At 44.6% G+C, this 23,291-nt stretch carries 23 protein-coding genes, 1 tRNA gene and 1 pseudogene; 9 read left to right on the plus strand and 16 right to left on the minus strand.

The genetic code is table 11. The features are described from left to right. From Q0314_RS09140 to Q0314_RS09185, 10 genes are all read right to left on the minus strand, one after another. Window positions 1-387: PAS domain-containing protein (locus Q0314_RS09140; protein ID WP_298058430.1), on the minus strand; the 387-nt coding region annotated here is incomplete at its 3' end. Next, window positions 380-1,051 carry a sulfite exporter TauE/SafE family protein gene (locus Q0314_RS09145; RefSeq protein WP_298058431.1) on the minus strand — a complete coding sequence of 224 codons (672 nt, stop codon included), beginning with the start codon at window positions 1,049-1,051 and terminating at the stop codon, window positions 380-382. The genes Q0314_RS09140 and Q0314_RS09145, both read right to left, overlap by 8 nt. A gap of 106 nt (window positions 1,052-1,157) precedes the next feature. Next, a complete protein-coding gene (gene carA / locus Q0314_RS09150; protein ID WP_298058433.1) occupies window positions 1,158-2,276 on the minus strand; it encodes a glutamine-hydrolyzing carbamoyl-phosphate synthase small subunit in 1,119 nt (372 codons plus the stop codon). Then, the gene (locus Q0314_RS09155) at window positions 2,273-2,824 is read right to left on the minus strand and encodes a DUF507 family protein (RefSeq protein WP_002949092.1); all 552 of its coding nucleotides are present in this window, start codon (window positions 2,822-2,824) and stop codon (window positions 2,273-2,275) included. Before Q0314_RS09155 ends, carA begins: the two co-directional genes overlap by 4 nt. Before the next feature lie 314 nt (window positions 2,825-3,138). Then, window positions 3,139-3,768: a MotE family protein gene (locus Q0314_RS09160; RefSeq protein ID WP_298058435.1), complete on the minus strand. Its 630-nt coding sequence runs from the start codon at window positions 3,766-3,768 to the stop codon at window positions 3,139-3,141. Continuing rightward, a complete protein-coding gene (locus Q0314_RS09165; RefSeq protein WP_297938935.1) occupies window positions 3,765-4,193 on the minus strand; it encodes a flagellar export protein FliJ in 429 nt (142 codons plus the stop codon). The genes Q0314_RS09160 and Q0314_RS09165 overlap by 4 nt, the downstream gene beginning before the upstream one ends. 1 nt (window position 4,194) lies before the next feature. Then, window positions 4,195-5,445: an adenylosuccinate synthase gene (locus tag Q0314_RS09170; RefSeq protein ID WP_298058437.1), complete on the minus strand. Its 1,251-nt coding sequence runs from the start codon at window positions 5,443-5,445 to the stop codon at window positions 4,195-4,197. After that, window positions 5,442-6,311: an ATP phosphoribosyltransferase regulatory subunit gene (locus Q0314_RS09175; protein ID WP_298058438.1), complete on the minus strand. Its 870-nt coding sequence runs from the start codon at window positions 6,309-6,311 to the stop codon at window positions 5,442-5,444. Before Q0314_RS09175 ends, Q0314_RS09170 begins: the two co-directional genes overlap by 4 nt. Beyond that, window positions 6,308-8,560 carry a PAS domain S-box protein gene (locus tag Q0314_RS09180; RefSeq protein ID WP_298058441.1) on the minus strand — a complete coding sequence of 751 codons (2,253 nt, stop codon included), beginning with the start codon at window positions 8,558-8,560 and terminating at the stop codon, window positions 6,308-6,310. Before Q0314_RS09180 ends, Q0314_RS09175 begins: the two co-directional genes overlap by 4 nt. 82 nt (window positions 8,561-8,642) lie before the next feature. Next, window positions 8,643-8,740: transfer RNA gene (locus Q0314_RS09185), tRNA-Sec, on the minus strand. 92 nt (window positions 8,741-8,832) lie between these two features. Between Q0314_RS09185 and Q0314_RS09190 the strand changes: the two genes are divergently transcribed. Continuing rightward, window positions 8,833-9,441 carry a BON domain-containing protein gene (locus Q0314_RS09190; RefSeq protein ID WP_298058443.1) on the plus strand — a complete coding sequence of 203 codons (609 nt, stop codon included), beginning with the start codon at window positions 8,833-8,835 and terminating at the stop codon, window positions 9,439-9,441. Window positions 9,442-9,661: 220 nt separating this feature from the next. Here the strand turns inward: Q0314_RS09190 and Q0314_RS09195 are convergent, their stop codons facing one another. The 3 genes from Q0314_RS09195 to Q0314_RS09205 are packed head-to-tail and all read right to left on the minus strand — an operon-like array spanning window position 9,662 to window position 13,542. Continuing rightward, the gene (locus Q0314_RS09195) at window positions 9,662-12,124 is read right to left on the minus strand and encodes an MMPL family transporter (RefSeq protein WP_298058445.1); all 2,463 of its coding nucleotides are present in this window, start codon (window positions 12,122-12,124) and stop codon (window positions 9,662-9,664) included. 7 nt (window positions 12,125-12,131) lie between these two features. Then, entirely contained in the window at window positions 12,132-12,719 is a 588-nt protein-coding gene (locus Q0314_RS09200; RefSeq protein ID WP_298058447.1) for an ABC transporter substrate-binding protein, read from the minus strand. A 1-nt stretch (window position 12,720) separates the two neighbouring features. Continuing rightward, window positions 12,721-13,542: a VacJ family lipoprotein gene (locus tag Q0314_RS09205; protein ID WP_298058450.1), complete on the minus strand. Its 822-nt coding sequence runs from the start codon at window positions 13,540-13,542 to the stop codon at window positions 12,721-12,723. 63 nt (window positions 13,543-13,605) lie between these two features. Here Q0314_RS09205 and Q0314_RS09210 point away from each other — a divergent pair, with 63 nt between their 5' ends. The 8 genes from Q0314_RS09210 (at window position 13,606) to Q0314_RS09245 (ending at window position 20,231) form a co-directional block, all read left to right on the plus strand. Next, a complete protein-coding gene (locus tag Q0314_RS09210) occupies window positions 13,606-14,388 on the plus strand; it encodes a TOBE domain-containing protein (RefSeq protein WP_298058452.1) in 783 nt (260 codons plus the stop codon). A 3-nt stretch (window positions 14,389-14,391) separates the two neighbouring features. Then, entirely contained in the window at window positions 14,392-15,141 is a 750-nt protein-coding gene (gene modA / locus Q0314_RS09215) for a molybdate ABC transporter substrate-binding protein (RefSeq protein ID WP_298058453.1), read from the plus strand. Continuing rightward, a complete protein-coding gene (locus tag Q0314_RS09220; RefSeq protein ID WP_298058455.1) occupies window positions 15,138-15,518 on the plus strand; it encodes a TOBE domain-containing protein in 381 nt (126 codons plus the stop codon). The genes modA and Q0314_RS09220 overlap by 4 nt, the downstream gene beginning before the upstream one ends. Next, window positions 15,515-16,435, plus strand: coding sequence for an ATP-binding cassette domain-containing protein (locus tag Q0314_RS09225; RefSeq protein WP_298058456.1), 921 nt, complete (start codon window positions 15,515-15,517; stop codon window positions 16,433-16,435). Before Q0314_RS09220 ends, Q0314_RS09225 begins: the two co-directional genes overlap by 4 nt. Continuing rightward, window positions 16,432-17,106, plus strand: coding sequence for a molybdate ABC transporter permease subunit (gene modB, locus Q0314_RS09230; protein WP_298058457.1), 675 nt, complete (start codon window positions 16,432-16,434; stop codon window positions 17,104-17,106). Before Q0314_RS09225 ends, modB begins: the two co-directional genes overlap by 4 nt. Then, on the plus strand, window positions 17,103-17,570 hold the full coding sequence (locus tag Q0314_RS09235; RefSeq protein ID WP_002949065.1) for a redoxin family protein: 468 nt from the start codon (window positions 17,103-17,105) through the stop codon (window positions 17,568-17,570). The genes modB and Q0314_RS09235 overlap by 4 nt, the downstream gene beginning before the upstream one ends. A 217-nt stretch (window positions 17,571-17,787) precedes the next feature. Beyond that, a complete protein-coding gene (locus Q0314_RS09240) occupies window positions 17,788-19,122 on the plus strand; it encodes an MBOAT family O-acyltransferase (protein WP_298058459.1) in 1,335 nt (444 codons plus the stop codon). After that, entirely contained in the window at window positions 19,122-20,231 is a 1,110-nt protein-coding gene (locus Q0314_RS09245; RefSeq protein ID WP_298058461.1) for a DUF459 domain-containing protein, read from the plus strand. Before Q0314_RS09240 ends, Q0314_RS09245 begins: the two co-directional genes overlap by 1 nt. Window positions 20,232-20,791: 560 nt before the next feature. On the opposite strand, the pseudogene Q0314_RS09250 reads toward Q0314_RS09245, so the two are convergent. The 3 genes and pseudogenes from Q0314_RS09250 to Q0314_RS09260 form a co-directional block, all read right to left on the minus strand. Further along, window positions 20,792-21,421, minus strand: a pseudogene (locus tag Q0314_RS09250) (NAD(P)H-dependent oxidoreductase). Window positions 21,422-21,432: 11 nt separating this feature from the next. Then, window positions 21,433-22,023 (minus strand): HNH endonuclease family protein, encoded by a 591-nt coding sequence (locus Q0314_RS09255; RefSeq protein WP_298058463.1) that lies wholly within the window; start codon window positions 22,021-22,023, stop codon window positions 21,433-21,435. A gap of 254 nt (window positions 22,024-22,277) precedes the next feature. Continuing rightward, entirely contained in the window at window positions 22,278-23,180 is a 903-nt protein-coding gene (locus tag Q0314_RS09260) for a DUF262 domain-containing protein (RefSeq protein WP_298058465.1), read from the minus strand. Window positions 23,181-23,291 lie beyond the last annotated feature (111 nt).

Here is a 23,291-nt window from a genome sequence, read left to right on the forward strand (position 1 = left end):
AAGCTCGTTGTTTAAATTTATCACGTCCGTCACGTCGTATCTGATCGCAAGAAACTCCTCGATCTGCCCGCTTAAATCCAAAATCGGAATGATAGTCGTGTTTAGATAGACGTCGCGGCCGTCTTTGGTGCGGTTTCTTATCGTGCCTTTGTGCACTTTTTTAGCTAAAATCGTATCCCAAAGCCGCGCAAAAACCTCCTTTGGCACCTCGGGATGGCGCACGATGTTGTGATTTGCGCCGATTAGCTCCTCGCGCGTAAAGCCCGACATCTTACAAAACTCGTCGTTTACGAAGGTGATAGTGCCGTTCGTGTCGGTCTTTGAGACTATATTGCTGGTCTCGATAGCCTCTTGATACTGCCTAAATCTTGCTTTGATGTTATCCATTGCTCGCCGTAAATCCTATAAAAGATAGATAAATTCCGTAAATTATTATCGCCGCGCCGCTTAAATTTAGCGCGTGTTTTTTAAATTTTTCGCTCGCGGCCTTTAAAACCAGCGCGTAAAAACTCATCGCAAAAAAGCTAACCGCACCAAAAGTCGCGGCGATGGCTGCGCCCTTTGCCCCGCTGCCGCTAGCTACGGCTAAAGCTAAAAAATAATAAACCACTCCGCACGGCAGTAGCCCGTTTAAAAACCCGAGCGTCAAAAACCCGAGCACGCTATTTTTTGCGATCGCGGCTTTCATTTTTTCGTTTAAAATTTTGGATAAAAATGCGTTTTTCTCGATGAAATTTAACACCGCACCGCGCCTAATGAGCGCGACGCCCAAAACCGCCATAAAAACGCCGATAGCAAAAAACAGGTAGCCTCGCGCCGCAAGAGATAGCGTAAAAACGCCGCCAAGCGACCCGAAAATAAAGCCAAGTAGCATATAAGCGCAAATTCGAGCTAGGTTGTACCCTGCTATCATCGCCGCGCTAAAAATTTTACCTTTGCCGCTCAAAAACCGCGCGAGCACGATAGCAAAACCGCCGCACATACCCACGCAGTGGCCTACCGAGCTAAGCGCCGCGACGCTCAAAATCGAAACAAACTCCGCGCCGCTCATCAAATTTGACCGATAAATTTCATTTGTAAATTTTAGCCACGCAGGGGCTAAATTCGGCCCGCAAATTTAGCCCTAAATTTAGCTCAAATTTGACCGCGACTAGCAACTATAAAATTTCTAAAAATTGTTTAAAGATATATTTGCTCTCGCTCGGCCCGCCGCTAGCCTCGGGGTGATGCTGCACAGAAAATACGGGATAATCCCTATATCTCACGCCCTCGATCGTACCGTCGAAAAGGTTTCTATGCGTTATCTCGGCGACCTGCGCGATCTCCTCGGGGACGTTATAGTTGTGATTTTGCGCCGTTATCTCGACCGCCTTAGTTTGCAAATTTAAAACCGGGTGATTTGCGCCGTGCTGACCGAATTTTAGCTTGTACGTCTCAAAGCCAAACGCATTGCTAAGCAGCTGATGTCCGAGGCAAATGCCAAAAATCGGCACTCGCGCCTCAATCAGCTTTTTTATCTGCGCGATCTCGTTTTTTAGAGCCTTGGGCTCGCCCGGGCCGTTTGAGAGAAATACGCCGTTTATCTCGCCTTTGTTAAATTTAGCGATGAGCTCCTCTGCCTGCACGTCGTGCGGATAAATTTGCGTCTCAAGGCCTATTTCGCAAAGCTCGTTTAGGATATTTCGCTTTACGCCGTAGTCGATGACGGCGATCTTTTTGCCGTTTGCTTTTAGCGCGGAGTAGGCTTTGCTCGCATGATCCCAGGCGCCCTTTTCGTGAGCGTAAATTTGCTCGGTACTCACCTTTGCTACGTAGTTTATCTCTGAGATTCTAGGCGAGTTTTCAAGCAGCTTTTTTAGCTCTTTTTCGTCCGAAATTTCAGTCGATATTACCGCGTGAAGCGCGCCGTTATCGCGTAGCATCTTGGTTAAAAATCTCGTGTCGATATCATAAACGCCAAATTTACCTTGCTCTTTGAAAAACTCTTCCAAGCTCTTTTGCGAGCGGAAATTTGACGGCGTAGGGTTAAAATCCCTCATCAAAACGCCGCTAGCGTGGATTTTGGCGCTCTCCATATCGTCCTCGTTTACGCCTACTATGCCGATCTCTGGCATAGTAAAAACGATAAACTGCCCGGCATAGCTAGGATCGCTCATGATCTCTTGATAGCCGGTTAGGCTCGTGTTAAAGACCATTTCGCCGCTAGCCGTACCGCTCGCGCCAAAGGCCTTCGCCTGCAAAAAAATGCCGTTTTCAAGGTAGATATAAGCTCTCACAGCATGCCTCGTTTTCTTAGTTCGTCCTCGTACAGCCGCTCAAATACGATGTCGTACTCCTCGGTGCCCGGGATTAGTTTGCGCTTGTAGCCGTCGATCTTGTCGATGACCACGTCTTGTAAAATTTCATACGTTTTTAGATACTCTTCGATCGAGCCATAGATGATGTTTTTGATACGATTTTCGGAAACCGTGTAGTCAATGAGCCCCTTTTTCCAAGCGCTTTCTAGCACTAGGTGGGCAACGTTGCTAAAGCGGTCTTCGTACGTAAGTATCACGCCGTACTCTTTAGCCAGCTTCTTTTTTACGAGCCAAAACATATTTTTTCTATCGACTTGCATGCTCTCCATATCGTCTTCGTTCTCGGCGAGCACCTCGTTTACGCGCTCTTCAAGCGCTTTTTCTTTTTGTAAATCGTTATCTAAAATTTCTTTCGCGCATGCCGCTACGGGCTCTACTCCGCGCGTTAAATTTACGAATCCGGACTTTAATAAATCAATAGCGATTTTGTGCGCGATGTAGGGTGTGTGTGGGAGTTTTATACGCATTTTTACCTCTCTTTTTGGGCTTGATTTTAACCAAAATTTGGTAAGAAATACCTAAAATCTCACGGCATTTTTGTTTTGGCAAGCGTTTGTTTTTGGTAAAATTTGAAGCAAAATTTGAGGCGCGGATAAAAATGCTTTTGAGACTGGGCGCTAGTTAAATTTGAGCTTTAGCGTTAAATTTGACGGCAATAAAATTTAGCCTTTGGAGTCAAATTTGACCGCCAAAGGCAAATTTGGCTTTCGCGTTATCCGCGCAAATTTGAGCTCAAATTTAGACGAGAGCCAAGCTAAATTTAGAGCGTTATAGCCCAAATTTACAAATTTAGCAGATTTCCAGCAGGGCCGTCTGGAGATGTAGGAGAGACTTCTTGCGTTACGTTTTTTTCAGCCTTTATAAATGGCGGGCCTTGCTTTATTAAAAGCGTGATTTCAGACGCCGCGGTAGGCTCCATTTTTGCCATTATCGCGGAGATTTTTTTAGGGCTTAGCGAGTACATGATACTAGCCGCATCCGCCCTATCCATCGCGCTTAGCACGTCGGCGGCGGCTTGGTCTTTCATCTTGCCGTAGGTCTCGCCGACCTTGTCGCTAGTCATCGCTTTTAGCTCTTTTACGATCTCTTCGTTTTTTTTTAGTAGCTGCTCGGTCTGCTTTTTTTCCTCTTGCGCGCGGGTTAGAGTCGCGTTTATCTCGGCCTCTTTGGCGGCTAGTTTGGCATTTCTCTCCTCAAAAAGCGCCGCCGAACTCGCCCGAAAAGCCTCCAAAGCCTGCCTTGCTTCGTCTATTTTGGCAAGCTCTCTTTTTAGCTCGTCTTTTCTAGTTTCAAATATAAAAACGCAGTCCACTGGGATCTTAAAGCCGCTTTGGCTCGCGCTTTGAGCGTTTACGTCATTTGCACCCCAAGCGCATAAATTTAAAGTTAGTAAAATCAAAATTTTTTTCAAGCTTTCGCCTCTTTTTGCCTAGTAAAATTCATCGTCGCAAACTCGTCCAGAGCCGCCGCTTCGGCCTTTTTTATCTTTTCTATTTGCGCGCTAAAGTCCTGCGTTTGCAGGTATTTCATCTTTTCGTACTCCAAATTTGCCGCCTTATGCTGCCGCTCGAGGTGCGCGATGTTTTTTTTCATTAGCTCGAGCCGCTCGGTTAGCAGATTTTTTTCTCGCCGCATCGCGCCAAGAAGCTCTAGCGAACCGCGCAGATCGGCCGCAGAGCCGCTGGATGGCATTTCAAATTTTGAAATTTGCTCGGCAGCCTGCGCTATGAAGCCCTCTATCATCGCCGCTTCGTTTCTGGTTCTTGCCAAATTTAGCTCGATTTTGTCTAAATTTCGCTTTTTTATATTTACGATTTGCGTAAATTTGCTTTTCATCTTAGCGGACTATCGTGTCTTCGCGCTCCGGGCTAGTAGATACTATGCCGACCTTTACGCCCGTGATCTCCTCGATGCGCTTGATAAAGGCCTTTGCATTTGCGGGAAGATCCTCAAATTTACGCGCTCCAGCTACCTTATCCCAGCCCTCAAGCTCCTCGTAGACCGGTTTTACGCCCTCCAAATCGCTTGGGAAATACTCGATTATCTTGCCGTTTTTCTCGTAGGCTTTGCAGATTTTTACCTTTTTAAAGCCGTCTAGAACGTCAAGCTTCATCAGCGCAAATTTATCCACGCCGTCAAGCCTCGCTGCGTATCTCACGCCGACTGCGTCAAACCAGCCCGTGCGGCGCGGTCTGCCCGTCGTGGCGCCGTATTCACGTCCGATATCGCGTATCTTTTCGCCGTCCTCACCCATATCTTCGGTCGGGAATGCGCCGTTGCCAACGCGCGTGGTATAGGCTTTGATGATGCCGATTACCTCGCCGACGTTTTTAGGACTTAGCCCGATACCGCTGCAGCTGCCTGCGGTTACGGTGTTTGAGCTAGTTACGAAAGGATAAGTGCCGTGATCGATGTCTAGCAGCGTACCCTGCGCGCCCTCGAGCAAGATTTTCTTATCCGCGTCTATCGCATCCCACACCATATGCGTGGTATCTACGATAAATTTACCCAGCGCCGCCTCGTAGCTCTTTAGCTCGCCCAAAAGCTCCTCGCGAGCAGGCGCTTTGACGCCTAAAACGTCTAAAAACGCTTTATTTGCCGCAAAATCGGCCAAAATCGCGTCGCAAAGCTTTTCGGGATTTTTTAGCTCACCAACGCGGTGTCCGCTACGGCTGATTTTGTCGCTATACGCAGGCCCTATGCCCTTGCCCGTCGTGCCGATAGCGTGTGCGCCTTTGGCCTTTTCTTTGGCTTGGTCGATTTGCGCGTGATAAGGCAAATTTAAATGCGCCTTGTCGCTGATAAATAACCGCCCCGAAACGTCTCCAAACTGCTTTAGTTCTTCTATTATCGCGGCCGGACAGAGCACGACGCCGTTGCCGATGATGTTGATTATATTTTTATGAAGTATGCCCGATGGAACCTGATGCAGCGCGATTTTTTCGCCATCCACGACGATCGTGTGACCCGCATTGTGTCCGCCCTGACACCTGCATACCATATCGTAGCCGCCGCTTAGCAGATCTACGATCTTGCCCTTGCCTTCGTCTCCCCACTGCACGCCCACTATCACGTCAGCCTTGCTCATACTCTCTCCTTTTGATCTAAATTTTCGATTAACGCGTCGGTATATACGCCAAAACCGCTGCTTTTAATACCCTCTATCTCGTAGTTGCCGCCGCCGCTTAGCACGGCGTTGCTGCCTAAAAATCTAAAAAACAGCTTACCATAATACCGCATCTTTGAATAATATAACGGAACAATTCTTAAATTTTCATATTTTACCGCCTGCGCCAGCTCTTTTATCTCAAGCAGTGCGGTTTTTATCTCGTTCGGCACTACCGGCAAAATCTCGTCGATATCGCCCACCGTATTTACGAAGGCTAGCCTTTTTAGCCACTCTTCGTTTTGATTTAGGATTTTTTCGATCTCGCCGTGCTCAAATATCGAAATAGGTAAATTTAAGAGCCTGCACACGATCTGCGGGATCGCGATGTGGCTGATTTGCAGCACCGGCGCGAGGTCAAACGACTCAAAAAGCTCCTTTGCGATCTTGACGCTAGTAGCCAGATCGCTCTCGCCGATTAGCTCGGCGCCGATTTGATAGATTTCAGTGCTAGGGTACTTAAAAACCGGCTGGATGTAAAACCAGCGTTTAGGCTCGGTATCTTTTAGGCGTCTAAGCACGATGCGAACGACGTCCACGGTGCTATCGGCGCGCAGGCTGATTTGGTGATTTTCGTGATCGCTAAAGCGCACCAGAGCCGTGGGCTGCACGCTTAGGTGCTGATGATACGAGAAAAACGGCGTCACGATCTCGTGAAATCCGTTTTTTTCTAAAATTTCGCTTGCCGCGCGCTCGATCTTTCTTTTTAGTTTCGCGCTTTGCCCGAAATACAGCCTCGTGCCGCTTGGTATTTCGTGCTCGTAAACGCTCGCGTCAAATTCGCTCACTCTTGCTCCTTTGCTTTTGATTCATTCTGTTGTATCTCAGGCTCTACCCACGGCAACTCGTGAAACGCCGCCACGAAGTAGCTAGGCTTTGAGCCGCTATAAACGGTCGCGATACTAAGCTGCTCGAGATAAATTTCGCCACTTTTACGCTTATTATAAATTTCGCCGCTATAAAAGCCTTTTTTCAACAACCTCTTCCACATATGTTCGTAAAAATTATCATCATGCACGCCTGATTTTAGTAAATTCGACGGCTTGCCGATGGCTTCTTCTTTAGAATAGCCGCTTATCTTGCAAAAGGCTTTGTTGGCGTCTAAAAATACTCCGTCTAACCCGACTACTGCGACGGCTTCTTGCGCGTTTGCAAATAGGCTTAAAATCGTATTTTTATATGCGCCCTCTTTGTCGTCGTTTAGTCGCGCTATCTCCATGCCGGTTTTTGCGGTCAAATTTGCCGCTAGCTTGCTCTCGATAAAATACCCGATCACCTCGTCCACGGTTCTGCCGTCTTTTGAGATAAATTTGATAAATACGCTACAGTTTATGACCTCTAGATTTTTCCTTATCAGCCTGCAAGACTGCAGCGACTCGTTCTCTTTTTTGAGCGAAGCCGCGTTAAATAGGCTAAATTTGATGTTAAATTCGTTCGCGAGCCTATCTCGGTCATCTGGATGGATGATGTTTTTAAACTCGAATTCGTTTGATAGTATTTCGCTTTTTTTGTATCCCAGCGCGCGCTCGATATTATCCGAAACGCTTGATATATCGCCTATAAAGCGGTCCTTCCAAACCACGCTAAATAGCGGCGAGTGCGCGTCTATCTCGCTTTGCTTTTGCGCGTTTTTCTTTAAAATGTTGCTCTTCGTAACATCCTTTACGACGCAAAAGCCAATCTTTTCGCCGCCGGGTAACTCGTAGTTTTGTTTGTAGATGCGCACCTGCCTTATCTCGCCGCCCGCGGCAAAATGGTTCGTTTCGTAAATTTCTCCTTCGCCTTCTTGCTGCGTTTTCATATCGGTCAAATTTGACGCGTTTAGCTCGGCTAAATTTTTGCTTTTTATCGCTTCCTCGCTAAATCCGTAAAACTCGCACGCTCTCGCGCTCGCCTCGACGATCCTACCGCTTTTTGCGTCGATTAACAGCAAGATAAAAGGTCCTTTTTCAAACAAAAATCCGAATTTACGCGAATACTCCTCAAATTTCGCCTTTTTCTCGCCGAAATCTCCGTAAAATTTGACGATCTCGTCCGAGATTTGATCAAATTCTTCTACCGAGCCAAATTTCGCGTATGCTTTGATCTCCTCGCCGTCGCCGGCTTTTGCGACTAAATTTTTGATAGATAAAACGGGCTTTATGACCGAGTTTTTGACAAATTTGGTGTAAGAAAAGGTAAAAAATCCGCCTGCGGCTAAAAATGCGACGCAGATTAGTAAAAATAGTAAATTTTCTTTTATAAATTTATCCACAGGATAGCTTGAAACCACGGCCAAACCGATCCTCGGGATACTTTGAATATAATAAATTTCGCTGTTTATCGAGCCTAAATTTGCAAATTTTACTTCGTCGCTGTTTAGGTAGTCCGCACTCACGTCGTAAAGATCAAAGATGGTTTTACGCTCTAAAACCAGCTCAGGGTCTTGGTGAAATACGATCCTACCGCTTTTATCTATCGCGAACGAATTTACGCCGATCCTCTCGTATCCGCGCGCAAACTCCTCGTAAATCGCCGTAAAGCGTATGAGAGTTGCTAAGATTTTGCCGTTTTTCATCTTTTTTGCGGCGAGTCTTGTCGGTACGTCGCTTTTATCAAACATAAACTCAGATCTTAAAATTTTATCCTCAGGCTCGTTTTCCCAAGGCTTTGAGAGAAAAAACTCAGAGTACGTATCGCGTAATTTTTCATCGCTGATAAACTCTATCTCGCCGCGTTCGTTTACGATAAAAAAGGCCATATATTCGTTATTGTTTTTTACGGCAAAGTCAAAGATCGCTTTTGAATCAAAATCGGGTGCTTCAATATATCTTTCGATAAGTTTAAGTTCGTTATCTATATTTACGGCGCGTTCTTTGATGAAAGTTTTAAAGTTAGAATTTGCAGCGTAAATATCCTCTTTTACGCCTTCAAATTTTAAATTTAACCCAAAGCTTGCCGCGCATATCAGAAATACGGCGGTAGCCAAAAACACCGCATATATTCTGCCCAAAACGGCACGTGCGAGAGGAAATTTGGAGGCGGATGAACTAGCCAAAAGAAAAACCTTAAATTAATTTAATATAAACGGCTTATTGTAGCTGAATTTTGCTTGTTTTAAGATAATAAATTTAGAAGTTTGGCGAGAGGATGAGAGAATCGAACTCCCCGCAAAGCGGTCAACCGCCCCGCCATCGGATTTGAAGTCCGCGAGCGCCACCAGATCGCTTTATCCTCCGCGTCTTTAGATGATGAGCGCGATTATAACTAAATTTATATAAATTTTAGTTTGATTTCTATAGTATTTGGAGAAAATTTTATGGGTCGGCGATGAAAAAGCTATTTGCGCGATTTTTTTTAAAAAACATCCTCATTTTTTCGCCGATTTTTTTCCTCGGCGGTTGTCTTGAGCTCTTTACAACCGTGACGCCGCTAACGGGCATAAACGTCTATGACGCCTACCAGATCAGCAAAGACGAGCGCGGTATCTATTCGATAACGAAAGATAAATTTATAAAAACAAAAATCCAGACTAAAATTTTTGCCTCAAGCGGACTTAGCAACCTAAACGTGGACGTCGAGAGCTTTTACGGCGACGTGTATCTCATCGGCGTGGTGCCCGACGCCGAGCACAAAACCAAGCTCGTAGAGCTAGCTAAAAACACCGACGGCGTGAGTAAAATTTATACGTATATTCGCCTACCTAGCGACGGCGGCGAATGCGAAAGCAACCTTGCTATAATGCTAAAACTAAAAAATAATTTTTTTAAAGACAGCATAATCAGTGGCACAAGCGTGAGAGTAAGCGTAGTGCAATGCAATGTCGTATTTACCGGCATCATCACCGATATCGAGCAGGAAAAGCACGCGATCTGGTACGCCAAGCACATCGAAGGCGTGCGGGATGTTTACTCTTTTCTTAAAGTTATGAAAGAGTAGTTTTCCCATTCAAATTTGAGTTAAATTTAAAGATTTTATTCTTCAAGGCACACACCGCACGTTCTAAATTTAAGAAGCCAAATTTGCAAATTTACCAGGACAAGAGACAAACATTCCAGACAGAATAGGCGTAGTTTAAATAGTTTTTGATTAGGCGTGACGGGAGCATACATATAGTATGTGACCGAGCGCCTTAATCAAAAACTACTTTTGAAATCCGTCATTTATGGGGAATCTTAGCCCGGTAAAAGGTTTTGATCAGAGTTGGCAGCAATACTAGCGCCCCCAGCAACATCATTATCATAACAAGATCCGTCAAAAGTCCGAAATATATCGTCGGGATAAAGTTGCTAGTTACCATTATGCTAAAGCCAAGGATAATCGCAAACGAGGTGTAGTACATCGCGTAGCCGATACTGGCGTGCGAGGCCTTGATCGACTCGGCGACGTTTTTGCTGCGAAGCTCGATTTTTAGGCGGTGTATGTAGTGGATGATATCGTCCACGCCGATACCTATGCTGATAGCTGCTATCGTAATACTCATGATATCAAGCGGGATACCCAGCGCGCCCATGACGCCAAACACCGCGCAAAGCGGGATCAAATTTGACGCGATGGCGATGGCGGCTAGCTTAATACTTTTAAAAATAATGCAAAAAACGATAAAAAGCGACAAGATAACAAAACCAAAAGAATCAACTTGCGAGGCGATGAGGCTTTGAAGGAGGTTGTTATAAAGCACCATCGCGCCGCTAACTTGCACGCTTGCGTTGTCGTTTGCGATCAAATTTGCGATATCGGTTCTAAGCTCGCGCAAAAACTCGTCCCTGCGTAGCGCGTCGTCGCTATCAAGGGTTCGCGCCGTAAAGCGCAGCTCGTTATCTTTTATGCTTACGTATGGACTTAGGATGATGTCTTTGTATTTTTGCGGGATCTGTTCGTATAGGATCGAGAGCATGAGGCCGTCGGCGGGCTTTTGCGTAATGCGCTCGACGATTTTTACGACCGTGTTTAGGCTGCTCGCGTGCCCGATAAAGCGCTTGTTTTCTAGATAGTTATGTACTTTTTTCGCGACGTCGATTTTGTGCTGATTAAACCAGTACTTATCCTCGTTCGCGCTAGCGGCGAATTCGTCGTCAAATTCGTCTTTAGGCTCGTTTTTGACCGCGCTTTGCTCAAATTTAGGCTTGTTAAATTTGATCAATATATCAACCGGCACCGTGCCGCCTAGCTTCGTATCGATCACCTGCATGCCTTTGTGGATTTCGGTCGTATCTTTAAAATAGCTTATAAAGCTGTTTTCGACTTTTAGCTTTGAGATGCCGTAAAGCCCAAAAATAAGCACTGCAATGCTAATCGCGTAAACGGCGCGGCTGTGATTTAGCGCAAATGCGGCACAGTGCTTAGTAAAGCTAAATTTATCCTCAAATGTCCTAACGGGAGCGAGCTTTGGCATCAGCGCCATCGCGGAGCCAAATAGCAAAAACGCAAGCACCAGCGAGATAGAGATCGACGCACTCATCATGATGCCTAGCATTATGATGGGCTTGATATCAGAAAGCGCAAGCGACAAAAAGCCGATAACGGTCGTAAATATCGCAAAAAACGACGGGCTAGCCTTATCGCGCAGCGTGAGATAGACCAGCTGGCGGTTGCTAAGATGCGGTTTTGTGATGCAAAACTCGCGGTAACTCACGATCAGGTGAATAACGACGGAGATCGTGATGATAAGCTGAAGGGCGATGTAGTTTGAGCTGATGACGGTTATCTCCCAGCCGAAAAACCCAAATAGCCCGCTCGCCCAAATAACGCTAATCACGCAGATAAAAATCGGCATAACGATGTAGCGAATCTGCCTAAAAAACAGCCAAAGGCAAAAGACCAAAAGCAGCGTCACGCTGATGCCGTAGGTCGCAAGATCAGAGCGCACGAAGCTCACCATATCATCGGCGATCATATTTGCTCCGCCTAAAAACAGACTCTCGCCGCCGCCAAATTTCGCTATCGTCTCGCGGATCTGCTCGATCGCGGCGTGCTCTTTTACACGTGCTTCGTCGCGGTGAGCCTTAAACTGCGCATTTACGGCGCTTAGACGCTGTTTTTGCTCGCTTGTGATGTTGCCCTCAAGCTTGGCGTTTAGCAGGGCGTTTCGCTCGTTTAGTATGCTTTGATATTTCTCGTCGGTCTTTAAATTTAGCACGATCGCTGTAGTTTTTAGATCGCGGCTAACGAGGTTGTTCGTATATAGCGGACTATCTGCAAACTCGCGGCGCACCAAGGTTTTGTTTATATCGGTATCGGCAAGGCTAGGTACATGCTTAACCAGCTCGCTAAGATCGTTAGTTCCGCTTTGAAGCAGCGGGATGTTTAATATAGAAATGACGCTTGAGACGAGCTCGTTTTTTTCTAGTTCGCGGCTTAAATTTTCTATCTTTTTAAGCGTGGAAGGCGCGAGCAGATCGTCTTTTGGCGTGTAGGCGATGACTAGGTAGTTTGGGCTAACGTAGCGTTTAGAAACGTCTCTAAAGACGGCTAAATCTTTATCGTTTTCAAGTAGCAGCGTCTCGGTAGACGCGTCCACCTCGAGCTTGCCGCTAAAATATCCAAAAACTAGCGTCGCGGCTAGTACGCCCGCGATAACGCTCTTTGGAAAGTCTACGATAAATTTAAAAATCCGCTTCATCAGCGCCTTATTGCGGAGCTTGGACGGAGTTTAGCTTGCTAAGCAAATTTTCAAAGCTCTCGTTTTCCATCAGGCTGTCAAACTGGCTGCGGTAGGTCTGGATGATGCTAACGCCTAAAATTTCGACGTCGTAGATGAGCCAGCCGCGCTCTTTGGCGTTGTAAAATTTATACGTAAAGCCGTAGTTTTTACCGTCCTCGCCGACCAAATCGGCATTTAGAAAGTAGCGATTTTCGTTTGGTTTGGTAGCGTCTTTAAAATTTATAGTTTGGTTTTTATAGCTTAAAAGTTTATCGACGTAACTTGATTTTAACCTCTCTTCAAAAGCTTTATTAAATTTAGCCTTTTGCTCGGCATTTAGGTTGTTGTAGCGCTTGTTTAGGGCGATTTTAGACATCTGCTCGTAGTCGAAATATGGATCAAAAACGGCGAAAATTTTACTTATTTTCTCGTCTTTGCTCAAATTTGCGTTTTTTAGCACCTCAACGGCGTCTTGCGTCGTTTTTTTCATCGTAGGTTTTATCTGCTCCTCACTGATCGCAAAGAGACTAACCGCGCTAAAAAGCGCAAGCAGGATGATTTTTAAAAATTTCATTTTATTCCTTTATTAAGTGGTTGCGGCGCTGTTCGTAGGCGTCGCGTAGAAACGGATACAGGTCGATTGCATCTTTTTTAAGATTGTCGTAAGCGTCTGGATGTAAAGACAAAAGGTTGCCCTGACGGAAAGTTTTTATCGCAAAGGAGTCTAGCGCCGGCTTTACGTAGCTGATGGGATCGAGATAATAATCGCCGACTAGGCCCGCGATATCGCGTAAATTTGACGGGCCGATAAACGGTAAAACCACGTGAAACCCGCTACCCACGCCCCAGTATCCAAGCGTCTGGCCAAAATCCTCGTCATGGCGCTGCAGATTGTAGTATTTCGCGCCGTCGGTTAGTCCACCAAAGCCAATGATCGTGTTTGCTAAAAATCTCAGCGTCTCTTCGCCGGCCTCGCTAAATTTAAACTGCAAGAGGTTGTTTACGAAGCGAACGGGATATAAAAGGTTGTCAAAAAAGTTTCCGGCAGCGGTTCTTGCAGCCTCGGGCACTACGTAGTTGTAGCCTTTTATCACGGGGTGGATGGCGTTTACGTACATAAAATCATTAAACCCCGTCATCATTCTATTATAACCGCTAAGCGGATCGAAAATCTCGCTAGGCTGGGTAAATTCGTCGTCAAATTCGCTCTTTTCTTGCGTTTGTTCGGCAAAAACGCAACTAAAAAAAAGCAAAAGAGAGAGTAAAAATTTTCTCATCAAATCTCCGAATTTTAAGTCTGCAAAGGCAGTAACCTGAGATTTTATCTCAATGTAGCTTTTAAATTTATAAATTTCAAAATGCCCGGTATTACGAAGTTTATTTAAGTTATTTTTCATATATATTTAAATATACTTCCTAGCAAATTATTTTTTTATATTGATAGAATTTGGGGGATTTTCATGAAAGCAGACGTTAGTTTAGAGCTATTTTTAGATAGCGGCGTATCGGTGCTGGCTAAACACATAGAGCTTTTAAAGGCCGTCGAACACACCAAAAGCATAACCAAAGCAGCCGAGTACGTCGGCATCTCGTACAAAAACGCATGGGACAGCCTAGACGCGCTAAATAACCGCTCGGACGAACCGCTAATCGCAAGAGCCGAAGGCAACAAGAAAAACAGCGGCTCGGAGCTCACTGCGTACGGCAAAAAGATGATCGCGCTATACGACGCGATGCTAGAGAGCCAAAAGATATTTTTAGAAAAAGTTTGTTCAAATATAAACGTCGATACGAACGAAATTTTAAATTTACAGCGCATGAGCATGAGTCTAAGCGCCAGAAACCAGCTAAGCTGCGAAATCACGGAGATAAAAACGGGCGCGGTAAATTCGCAAATCAGCGCCAAACTCTCAAATGGCGAAATTTTACGCGCCAACGTCACGGTCGAGTCTGAAAAAAATCTAAATTTAAAGGTCGGCAAAAAGGTCGTATTTATCTTTAAAGCCCCGAGCGTAATGCTCGCAAAAGAGGAAAATCTAAAGCTAAGCGCGGCAAATTTATTAAAAGGACGCGTTGTCGAGGCTAAAATCGGCTCCGTAAACGCCGAAATCGTGCTAGAAATAAGCAATCATCAGACGATAACCTCTATCATCACCAAAGAAAGCGCGATGCAAATGCGTATCGGCGTGGGCGACGAGCTGGTAGCTATAATCAAAGCAAGTCAAATCATAGTAGGAGTATAAAAAATGAAAAAAACATTTTTTTCGTTAGCCGTCGCGGCTCTCGCGGCTTTTCATCTAAACGCGGGCGAGATCAACGTATTTGCCGCGGCAAACGTCGCTTACGCGTTTGACGAGCTAAAGGCTGAGTTTGCCAAATCAAACCCGGACACCAAGGTAACCGTCACTCTAGGAGCTAGCGGCGCGCTATCTACCCATATCAAAAACGGTGCTCCGGCGGACGTTTTCATGGCTGCGAATATGAAATTCGTCCAGGATCTATACGACACCAAATTTGCCGTAACCCAGCCCGTAGTATACGCTCAGGGCGCGCTTGCTCTATTTACGATCAGAGATATCGATCTAGCTAAGGGCATAAACGCGGTAGAAGGCCTAAAAGCCATCGCGATCGCAAATCCTGAAACCGCTCCGTACGGCAAAGCTAGCGTCGAGGCTCTAAAAAAAGCGGGCATCTACGATAAAGTCGAGAAAAACGTCATCCTAGCAAAATCTATCGGCGAAGCTCTAAGCCAAGCTCTAAGCGCTGCCGATGTCGGATTTATCGCGGCTTCTGCGATGTACGATAAAAAAATAGCCGAGTACAAAGAGGGCAAAAACTTTATCCTCATCGATCCCGCGCTTTACACCCCGATCGATCAAGGTATGGTTATCCTAAAACACGGCGAAAACAATCCTGAAGCAAAAGCTTTCTACGACTTCATCAGAAGCGACCGCGCGAAGGAAATCTTTAGAAAATTCGGATACGTCGTCCCGTGATAAAGGCTAAAATTTCGGCAATAGAGCAAACGGGCGGCGTTAGCGTTTTTGAGTTTAGCGCCGAAAATTTAAGCCTAAAAATGCTATCCTTGGAAAATCTGCAAAATTTAAAAATCGGCGACGAAGTTTGGCTAGGCTTTAAAAGCTCGGACGTCTTCGTCGCTACCTCCCCGCTTTTAAACTGCTCGGTCTCAAACGAGATAAAAGCCGAGATTTCAGATATCCAAAAAGGCGAGATCACAAGCTCGCTGCATCTAAATGCGGGCAAATTTGAGTTTGAAAGCATCATCTCCACGGCATCGCTAAAGCGGCTAAATTTAGCGCTCGGCGATCAAATTTACGCCTACGTCAAGGCAACCTCGCTCTACATCGCATGATAGAACTAAACTGCATAAAAAGCCTAAACGGCGCAAACGGGAAATTTGATCTAGACGTAAATTTGAACGTAAAAAAGGGCGAATTCGTCGCTCTTTACGGCAAAAGCGGTAGCGGCAAAACTACGATACTGCGGCTAATCGCGGGCTTTGAAACGCCTGATAGCGGAACGATAAAAGCAGGCGGCCAGACGCTATTTGACGGTAAAAACTTCACACCGCCCCAAAGCCGAAATATCGGGTTTTTATTTCAAGACTACGCGCTTTTTCCAAATATGAACGTGATGAAAAATCTGCTTTTTGCAAATCACGACGTAAATTTAGCCCGCAAACTGCTGGGTCTCGTCGAGATGAGCTCGCTAGAAAACGCCGCCATCTCGCAGCTCTCGGGCGGTCAAAAGCAGCGCGCCGCCCTAGCCCGCGCCCTAATGCGAAAGCCAGAAATTTTACTCCTCGACGAGCCGCTCTCGGCCCTTGATAACGCCATGCGCGAAAAGCTGCAAGACTACCTTGCCAAGGTGCACGCCGAGTTTGATATGACGACGATTTTGGTCAGTCACGACGTCGCGGAGATCTACAAACTCGCCTCAAAAGTTTTCGTGCTTGACGGCGGTAAAATCGTGCAAGAAGGCAGCCCGGGCGAGATATTTTTGCGCCACAGCGGCTCGCAGAAATTTAGCCTGCCGGTTAAAATTTTAGAGATATCAAAGCACGACGCCATCTACGTAGCCGTCGTTTCCGTCGGTCAGCAGCTTTGCGAGGTGGCTCTAAGCGCGGCGGAAGCTGCAAATTTAAAAGCGGGCGACGAAGCGGCAATAAGTGCCAAGGCGTTTGGGCTAAATTTGCAAAAAAGCGGTAGCGAAAACGACAAATTTGACGAACGAAACGCTGAAATTTACGCGCAAAGCGAGCCGAGATGAATATCGATTTTACGCCCTTTTACCTCTCGCTAAAGCTTGCTTTTATCTCGACTGCGATCTTGTTTTTTCTCGTGTTGCCGGTTGCGTTTTGGCTTAGCCGTGCGAGTTTTAAATTTAAACCCGTGCTAGAAGCCGTGATCTCGCTGCCTCTCGTGCTGCCGCCTTCGGTGCTGGGATTTTATATGCTGGTTTTTCTCTCGCCTTATAATTTTTTAGGCAAATTTTTTGAGGAAACCTTTGATATCCGCTTGGTTTTTAACTTTTCAGGCCTCATCATCGCTAGCTGCATTTACTCGCTGCCTTTTATGTTTCAGCCGCTTCAGGCGGGCTTTGCGAGTCTGCCAAAGAGCCTTTTTGAGGCGAGCTATTCGCTAGGCAAAGGCAAATGGGAGACGCTTTTTAGGGTCGCTCTGCCAAACATCAAACCCTCGCTTTTAACCGCTCTCATAGTGAGTTTTGCGCATACCTTGGGCGAGTTTGGCGTCGTGCTGATGATAGGCGGTAGCGTCGGAGACAAAACCAAAGTCGCCAGCATCGCCATCTACGAGGCCGTCGAGCTCATGGACTATACTAAGGCGCACGTTTATTCGGCGATTATGCTGTTTATAAGCTTTGCGGTGCTATTTTTAGTCTATTTTTTCAACAATTCACACGCAAAGAGGACGCAATGAAAGATATAAACGCAAATCCGGTCAAATTTAACGAGCTAACAGGTGGCAAAAACTGCATCGTTTTTACCTATCCCAAAATGGGCGAGAGCGGGAAGTTTTTGCCTGAAAATTTAAAGGATTTAAAGGGGCTAACCGGCTGCACGCTTCAGTGCAAAGCCTATCAAGAAAACCTCGCAAAGCTAGAATCTGCTGGCTTTACGCTAATTGCCGTCGGCTCTCAAAGCGTAGAAAAGATGAACGAGTTTAAACAAAGCGTAGGCGCAAATTTTATATTTTTGAGCGATGAGAACTTCGAGCTAGAATCCCCGCTAAATTTGCAAACCTTTACGACAAACGACGGCAAGAAATTTTACCACCGCCAAACGCTGATTATGAAAAACGGCGAAGTCGTAAAAAGATTTAACGACGTGGCAGAGCCAGCAAATGACGCGGCAAACGTGCTGGCTGCGATAGAGAGGCTTTAAATTTTGGCCAATTTCGCAAGAGGGAGAGAGATTTAGGGCTCAAATTTGGACGCGAATTTGAGCCGTTTTGAACTCAAATTTAGGCTCCAAATTTGACGCCGAATTTAAAACACGCACAAGTAAAAGCGCAAGTCAAATTTTAAATTCCCGTCAAACGTAAATTTAACCTAACCCAAAATAATTTTTTTATATAATTACGCAAAAATTTAGGCGGGATATGAATCTTTTTTCCATAGAATTTGGCTTGTGCTTTTTTATTTTTTGGCCGATTTATTATTTTTTAAACACGCGCCCGCACCTACAAAAAGCCGTTTTACTCGCCTTTTCATACCTTTTTTTAGGCTCGTTCGGACTTAAATTTCTAATCATAAATTTTATCTTTAGCACGGCGATTTTTCTTTTCGCAAGGGCGAGCGAGAACAAGGACTCCGCGATTTCGTTTGCTGCGGGCATTATTTTCGTGCTTTGTGCGCTTGCGTTTTTTAAATACGGCGGCTATTTTACGATCAAATTTGGCGTCATGAGGCTTGAAACCATCGCACTTCCGCTTGGCATTTCGTTTTATTCGTTTATGAGTATTTTGCTACTAAAAGCCGTGCGAGAAGGAGAGCTAGAGGCGCCTAGCTACCTTGATACGCTGATTTTTCTTAGCTTTTTTGCCGCGATTATTTCGGGTCCGATTTTACGGCCAAAGCCATTTTTCGAGGCGTTAAACTCTCCCAAAGTTTTTCGCGCTAGCCCCGTGATATTTGCACTTTTATGCTCCGCACTTTTTAAAAAGCTCATCGTCGCAAACCATCTTTTCGAGATAGTTAATCCCGTTTTTGCCGCGCCCACCCTACCCACCTCGCAGCTTTTAGGCGCACTTTTTGGCTACAGCGTGCTGCTTTACGCCGATTTTAGCGGCTACGTGGACTTCGTGACGGCGCTAGGACTCATGTGCGGCTTTGTTTTGCCGCAAAACTTCAACCGCCCTTTTACGGCGCGAAATTTAAAAATTTTCTGGCAAAATTGGCACATCAGTCTAATGAATTTTTTTAAAGAGTGCGTCTATTTTCCGCTCGGAGGCAGTCGCGGCACGGCGGCACAGACGCAGCTAAACGTGATGCTAGTCTTTGCGATCTCGGGCGTCTGGCATGGAGCGGGGCTTAGCTTTTTACTCTGGGGGCTCATCCATGGCCTTGGAGTCGTGTTTTTAAACTTAACTAGCGAGCGCAAATGGCTAAACTCGGCGATGCTGGGGCGATATTTTACGTTTATTTTCGTGAGTATGGTTTGGGTCTTTTTCACGATGGATTTTGAGGGGGCGGTGCGCTACATCGGAGCTATTTTTAGAAACTCGGACGGCGAGCTTCTTGCGATTTGTGCGCTGTTTGCGTGCGTTTTTGTCTTTGTATTTCTATACTCCGCGCTTGACGTTTATCCGGTTTTGGTTAAGTTTTTCGCAAATATAAACGCCCTTTTTTCAGCCGTTTTTTTGGCGATTTTTGGGATAATTATTTACTTTTTGATGCCGTCCGGTATGCCTAACTTTATATATCAAGGATTTTAATGAGAGCGTTTTTTGGGGTATTTCTCGCGTTTTTTACGCTGATTGCGCTATTTTTGCGACCGCTGTCAAACTACTACGAAGCCAAATATCAAAAGGATTTTTTCATCACGGACGAGCGCGCGATGGCGCTGAGCGATAAATTTATAAGCGCGGCCGAGGACGGCTTGCAGAGCGCAAAATCGGCCATCGATAAACTTACGGGTATTTTTTCGGGCGATAAAAAACAGGTCGCAACTAGCCCTAAAATGGAGCAAAATTTAACCGCCTTACAAACCGAACCCGCAAATTTAAACGCTCAAAACACGCAAAATTTAACGCCTACTATCGGCGCGGTAAAAGAGGCAAATTTGACTGCGCAAACCGCTCAAATTTCTCCCGCTAAAACCGCTTTAAATTTAGATAAAAACGTCTCACTAGCCTCAAATTTAACGCCGAGCACTCCAAATAAAACAAACAAATCCGCGACTTTTGATATAGAGCTAAATGAAAATTTAGGCGTCATTTTGATAGGCGACTCCATAATGCAAGGCTTTGGCTGGGGCTTTGAAAACGCGCTAAAAACGAGCAAAATCTCAATCAAAAATATGGCAAAAGCAAGCACGGGGCTAACAAATAAGAAATTTTACGACTGGAGCGAGGAGCTAAAAGCGGCGCTAGCAAGCTTAGAAAATCGCCCGCAAAATCTGCTAATATTCGCGCTTTTTGGCGCAAACGACGCTTATAGCTACACCTTTGACGAGCAGGCGCTGGACTTTGGCACCGACGCATGGCGCGAGGCGTATGAGGGCAGGATCGCCGAGATCTACGAGATCGCAGGGCAGCACGGCGCGCAGGTCGTGTGGCTGGGGGTGCCGTGCATGAAGAGCGAGAAATTCGACAAAAAAATGAAGGCGCTAAACCTGATCTACAAAGACTCGGCGCAAAAATACGGCGCGCGCTACATCGATATCAGCGACGCGATCTGCGATAACGGCAAGTATCTAAAAGAGGGTGCCGACAAAAAGCCGCTGCGCAAGGACGACGGCATGCACATCAGCATGAACGGCGCTAAAAAGATCGCCGTCTACGTCGTGGATAAGCTGCTAAACGGGCAGAGCGATAATTTTTAGTCAAATTTGAGTTTGGCTAAATTTACAGTATCGGCAAATTGGAGTTTATAAAATCGGCAAATTTGAAGTTGTTCTAAATTTTGCCTCTTAAATTTGAGCAGATCTGCCAAGCCGCTCGCAAAATAAATACTGGTGCGCTTTAATTATCTAATACCAATTTCCATCATGCAGCGCGGTCGAATACTCTCTCGCAAAAGATAAAATATCGCACGGAACAATCGCGTAGGTGTCTTTTTAACACAGATGATTATCCCACCCCTAGCGCCGCCCGCGTTTTACTACAGGCCGGCCCAGATAGCACGGATGGCTTGCCAGACGGCAATTTAGTCGTCAAAATCGCTAAAAAAGCGGACAAACTGTGCTTGGTACTTTCAAGTCGCCGTAGGCGTACGCTTTCTCTACCGACGTAAATTTTATCGGTTCGTTTTCATTTTTGTCGTCTCGGCAAATTTAAATTTGCGTCAAATTTTTAGCAGCAAAAACTCAAATTTAAAACTCGGTCGGCACCAAAATCGCGTAAAGCTCGCGCCGACCGCATTAAATTTGTATAGCTACTAAATTTAATAAACCCACTTCACGACGTCGCTTAGTTCGCGGCGGTATCTTTTTGGCTGCGGTTTTACGCGGTAGCCAAACGGCACCATGAGGCACACGCGCTGCTTGCTCGTATCAAGGCCCAAGATGCCGTTTAGCGCCGCCTCGTCAAAGCCTTCGACCGGGCAGCTATCGATGCCTAGGCTAGCTGCGGCCGTCATCATATTTGCAGCAGCTATGTAGCACTGCTTGCTCGACCAGTGATAGATTAGCTCGTCATCGCCGCCGAAGCGTCCGGCTAGGAAATCTCCGTAAAATTTCTTCCTGTCGCCGATTATATCAGGAGCCTTGTCTTCGCGGCGTTCGATCATTTTTTCCACGTATTTACCTACGCTTTTGACCTCTGCTACCTTAGCCAGGATAACTAACAAATGCGAGCAAGTCGTGATCTGAGGCTGATCCTACGAGACAGCGCGGATCTTTTGCCTTAGCTGCGGATTTTGCACGATGAGGAAATCCCACTGCTCTAGCCCCGTAGAACTAGGGCTCAGTCTGCCTGCTTCCAAGATAAAATCAAACTCGCCCGCGCTGATTTTTTTATTTTCGTCAAAAATCTTGCACGCGTGGCGAAATTTCATCGCTTCTAAAAAATTCATTTTCGCTCCTTTTATAAGTCTATATCAAGAATTTCATTTACTCTATCGCGGAACCAATCATATCTATCCTGAATTGATTTTTCATTCCATTGCCCCTGATATTTATTGCATTCAAAATCAGTCACGATTAATCTCGTCATTTCAAATGCAACTACACCAGTGTTTTTATTATATTTTTTTGTATTTCCGCGATAAATATCTATTTTTGAGCCAAGTCCACAATTACCAGCCGAACTATTCTTTGAACCGCTTAATAAAGTTAAATTTCCACCGGTGTTTAACCATCTATCCGCCACTTCTTTGCTTATATATTTCCAATCATTTGAGTTGTTATATTTTTGCGGCAATATATGCTCTATTTGAACCTCGTCAAGTCTTATAAATACCTCTTTGCTATCATCCGTTAAGCTATATTCTATGGTGACCAATAATGGCTTAGCCCAAGAGTTACCATATAAATCACCAGATAACTCGTTTCTTACGTATTCAATAACTTTGTCATTACTTAATTTACTATTTAGCTCACTATTAATATAGTCAATATCCTTACCATCTTTTATCCATTCTATCATCCTGAATGAAATATATTTTATCTTATTCAAAGTATATCCGGCTATCCAGTAAAGATAGTAAAAACGCCTTATTAAGATCAAAAGCCTATCTATACTGGTAAAATTTTCTTTAATAGCCGTTAATACAATAGACTTCCAGTAAAAACTCCATCTCAAATACCACAAGGAATTTATGACTTTATTATCATCATTATAAATTCTTTCTTTATAAATTTCACAAAATTCTATAAAGTCTTTAATTATTTGATTTGAATCTCCATTTTTATAAGTTTTAAAAATTGTGTTCAGCTCATCAACAAGACTTTTTTAGGATTTTGTGCCAATAGATAATATTCATATAGTACAAATGCATCACTCATTGTCAAATCGGTATCTTTTATATTATTTTCGACATTGCGCCAATTTGCAATAAATTCATCTATTTCACTCTTTAAACATCCTTTGCCTATTTCTTCCCTAAATTTATCGTTTATATTTTGCAGTAAAGAGCTTTTTATTAAATCTGCAGCGCTTAGATCAAGGCCTCTATCATTTAATATTTGAAAAATTTTTATTGCTGAGCTTGTGTCTTTACAATCAATTCTAATTATAAAGACTTTGTTAAATAAGTAGTTAATAAAATCTCCGGTCTTTTCTTCTCCTAATTCTTTAAGTTTTTCTTTAAAAATAAAAGCTGTATTAATAAATTTTGCCTTTGGATTTTCATCATTTCTTAAATCTTTATTTTTTGGTTTAATTATATTGTCTAGATTCATATTAATAATTGTACTTTTAAAATCACTCATATATTGCGGATCAGTTAACATCTTTAATCTCTCGGTTTTACCTCTAAAGCAAATAAAATTATCCAATCTATCCTTATCTATGCTTGTAATATCGTCTGAATTTAAATTAATATCCTTATACATACTTCTTGTAACACAAAACAATATCATAAGCGTAGTCATTCTTTGCTGACCATCTATAATTTCAATGTCGTTACCGTTTTTAGAGGTAATGATAGAACCCAAAAAATAATCAGCTGTTTCATTTTCATATGCTTCAAGAATATCGGCCCAAAGTTGTTCAACTTGCTCATCAGTCCACTTATATGGACGTTGATAATTAGGTATCTTATAGAAACTGCCCTCATTGCCGAATAACTGTGCCAAATTTAATGTACTTGGTTCAAATGTTTCTATATTCAAGTTTTATCCTTTTTCCTTTAAATTTATTGTTTTTTTTAGCTACGCCGACGACCGCTGAGCTCTCATAACCCGCCTCTTTTAGACGAGAAAGAGCCAAATTTACCTCGCTTT

The organism is uncultured Campylobacter sp. (assembly GCF_938040115.1).
Lineage (GTDB): Bacteria > Campylobacterota > Campylobacteria > Campylobacterales > Campylobacteraceae > Campylobacter_A.

What these genes read in the sequence shown, in the direction of transcription:
- Q0314_RS09195 (WP_298058445.1), bottom strand. Translation starts at nt 12,124, where the DNA reads ATGAAGCGGATTTTTAAATTTATCGTAGACTTTCCAAAGAGCGTTATC.
- Q0314_RS09205 (WP_298058450.1), bottom strand. Translation starts at nt 13,542, where the DNA reads ATGAAAAATAACTTAAATAAACTTCGTAATACCGGGCATTTTGAAATT.
- Q0314_RS09210 (WP_298058452.1), top strand. Translation starts at nt 13,606, where the DNA reads ATGAAAGCAGACGTTAGTTTAGAGCTATTTTTAGATAGCGGCGTATCG.
- Q0314_RS09190 (WP_298058443.1), top strand. Translation starts at nt 8,833, where the DNA reads ATGAAAAAGCTATTTGCGCGATTTTTTTTAAAAAACATCCTCATTTTT.
- modA (WP_298058453.1), top strand. Translation starts at nt 14,392, where the DNA reads ATGAAAAAAACATTTTTTTCGTTAGCCGTCGCGGCTCTCGCGGCTTTT.
- Q0314_RS09225 (WP_298058456.1), top strand. Translation starts at nt 15,515, where the DNA reads ATGATAGAACTAAACTGCATAAAAAGCCTAAACGGCGCAAACGGGAAA.
- Q0314_RS09170 (WP_298058437.1), bottom strand. Translation starts at nt 5,445, where the DNA reads ATGAGCAAGGCTGACGTGATAGTGGGCGTGCAGTGGGGAGACGAAGGC.
- Q0314_RS09145 (WP_298058431.1), bottom strand. Translation starts at nt 1,051, where the DNA reads ATGAGCGGCGCGGAGTTTGTTTCGATTTTGAGCGTCGCGGCGCTTAGC.
- Q0314_RS09245 (WP_298058461.1), top strand. Translation starts at nt 19,122, where the DNA reads ATGAGAGCGTTTTTTGGGGTATTTCTCGCGTTTTTTACGCTGATTGCG.
- Q0314_RS09165 (WP_297938935.1), bottom strand. Translation starts at nt 4,193, where the DNA reads ATGAAAAGCAAATTTACGCAAATCGTAAATATAAAAAAGCGAAATTTA.
- Q0314_RS09240 (WP_298058459.1), top strand. Translation starts at nt 17,788, where the DNA reads ATGAATCTTTTTTCCATAGAATTTGGCTTGTGCTTTTTTATTTTTTGG.
- Q0314_RS09235 (WP_002949065.1), top strand. Translation starts at nt 17,103, where the DNA reads ATGAAAGATATAAACGCAAATCCGGTCAAATTTAACGAGCTAACAGGT.
- Q0314_RS09200 (WP_298058447.1), bottom strand. Translation starts at nt 12,719, where the DNA reads ATGAAATTTTTAAAAATCATCCTGCTTGCGCTTTTTAGCGCGGTTAGT.
- modB (WP_298058457.1), top strand. Translation starts at nt 16,432, where the DNA reads ATGAATATCGATTTTACGCCCTTTTACCTCTCGCTAAAGCTTGCTTTT.
- Q0314_RS09155 (WP_002949092.1), bottom strand. Translation starts at nt 2,824, where the DNA reads ATGCGTATAAAACTCCCACACACACCCTACATCGCGCACAAAATCGCT.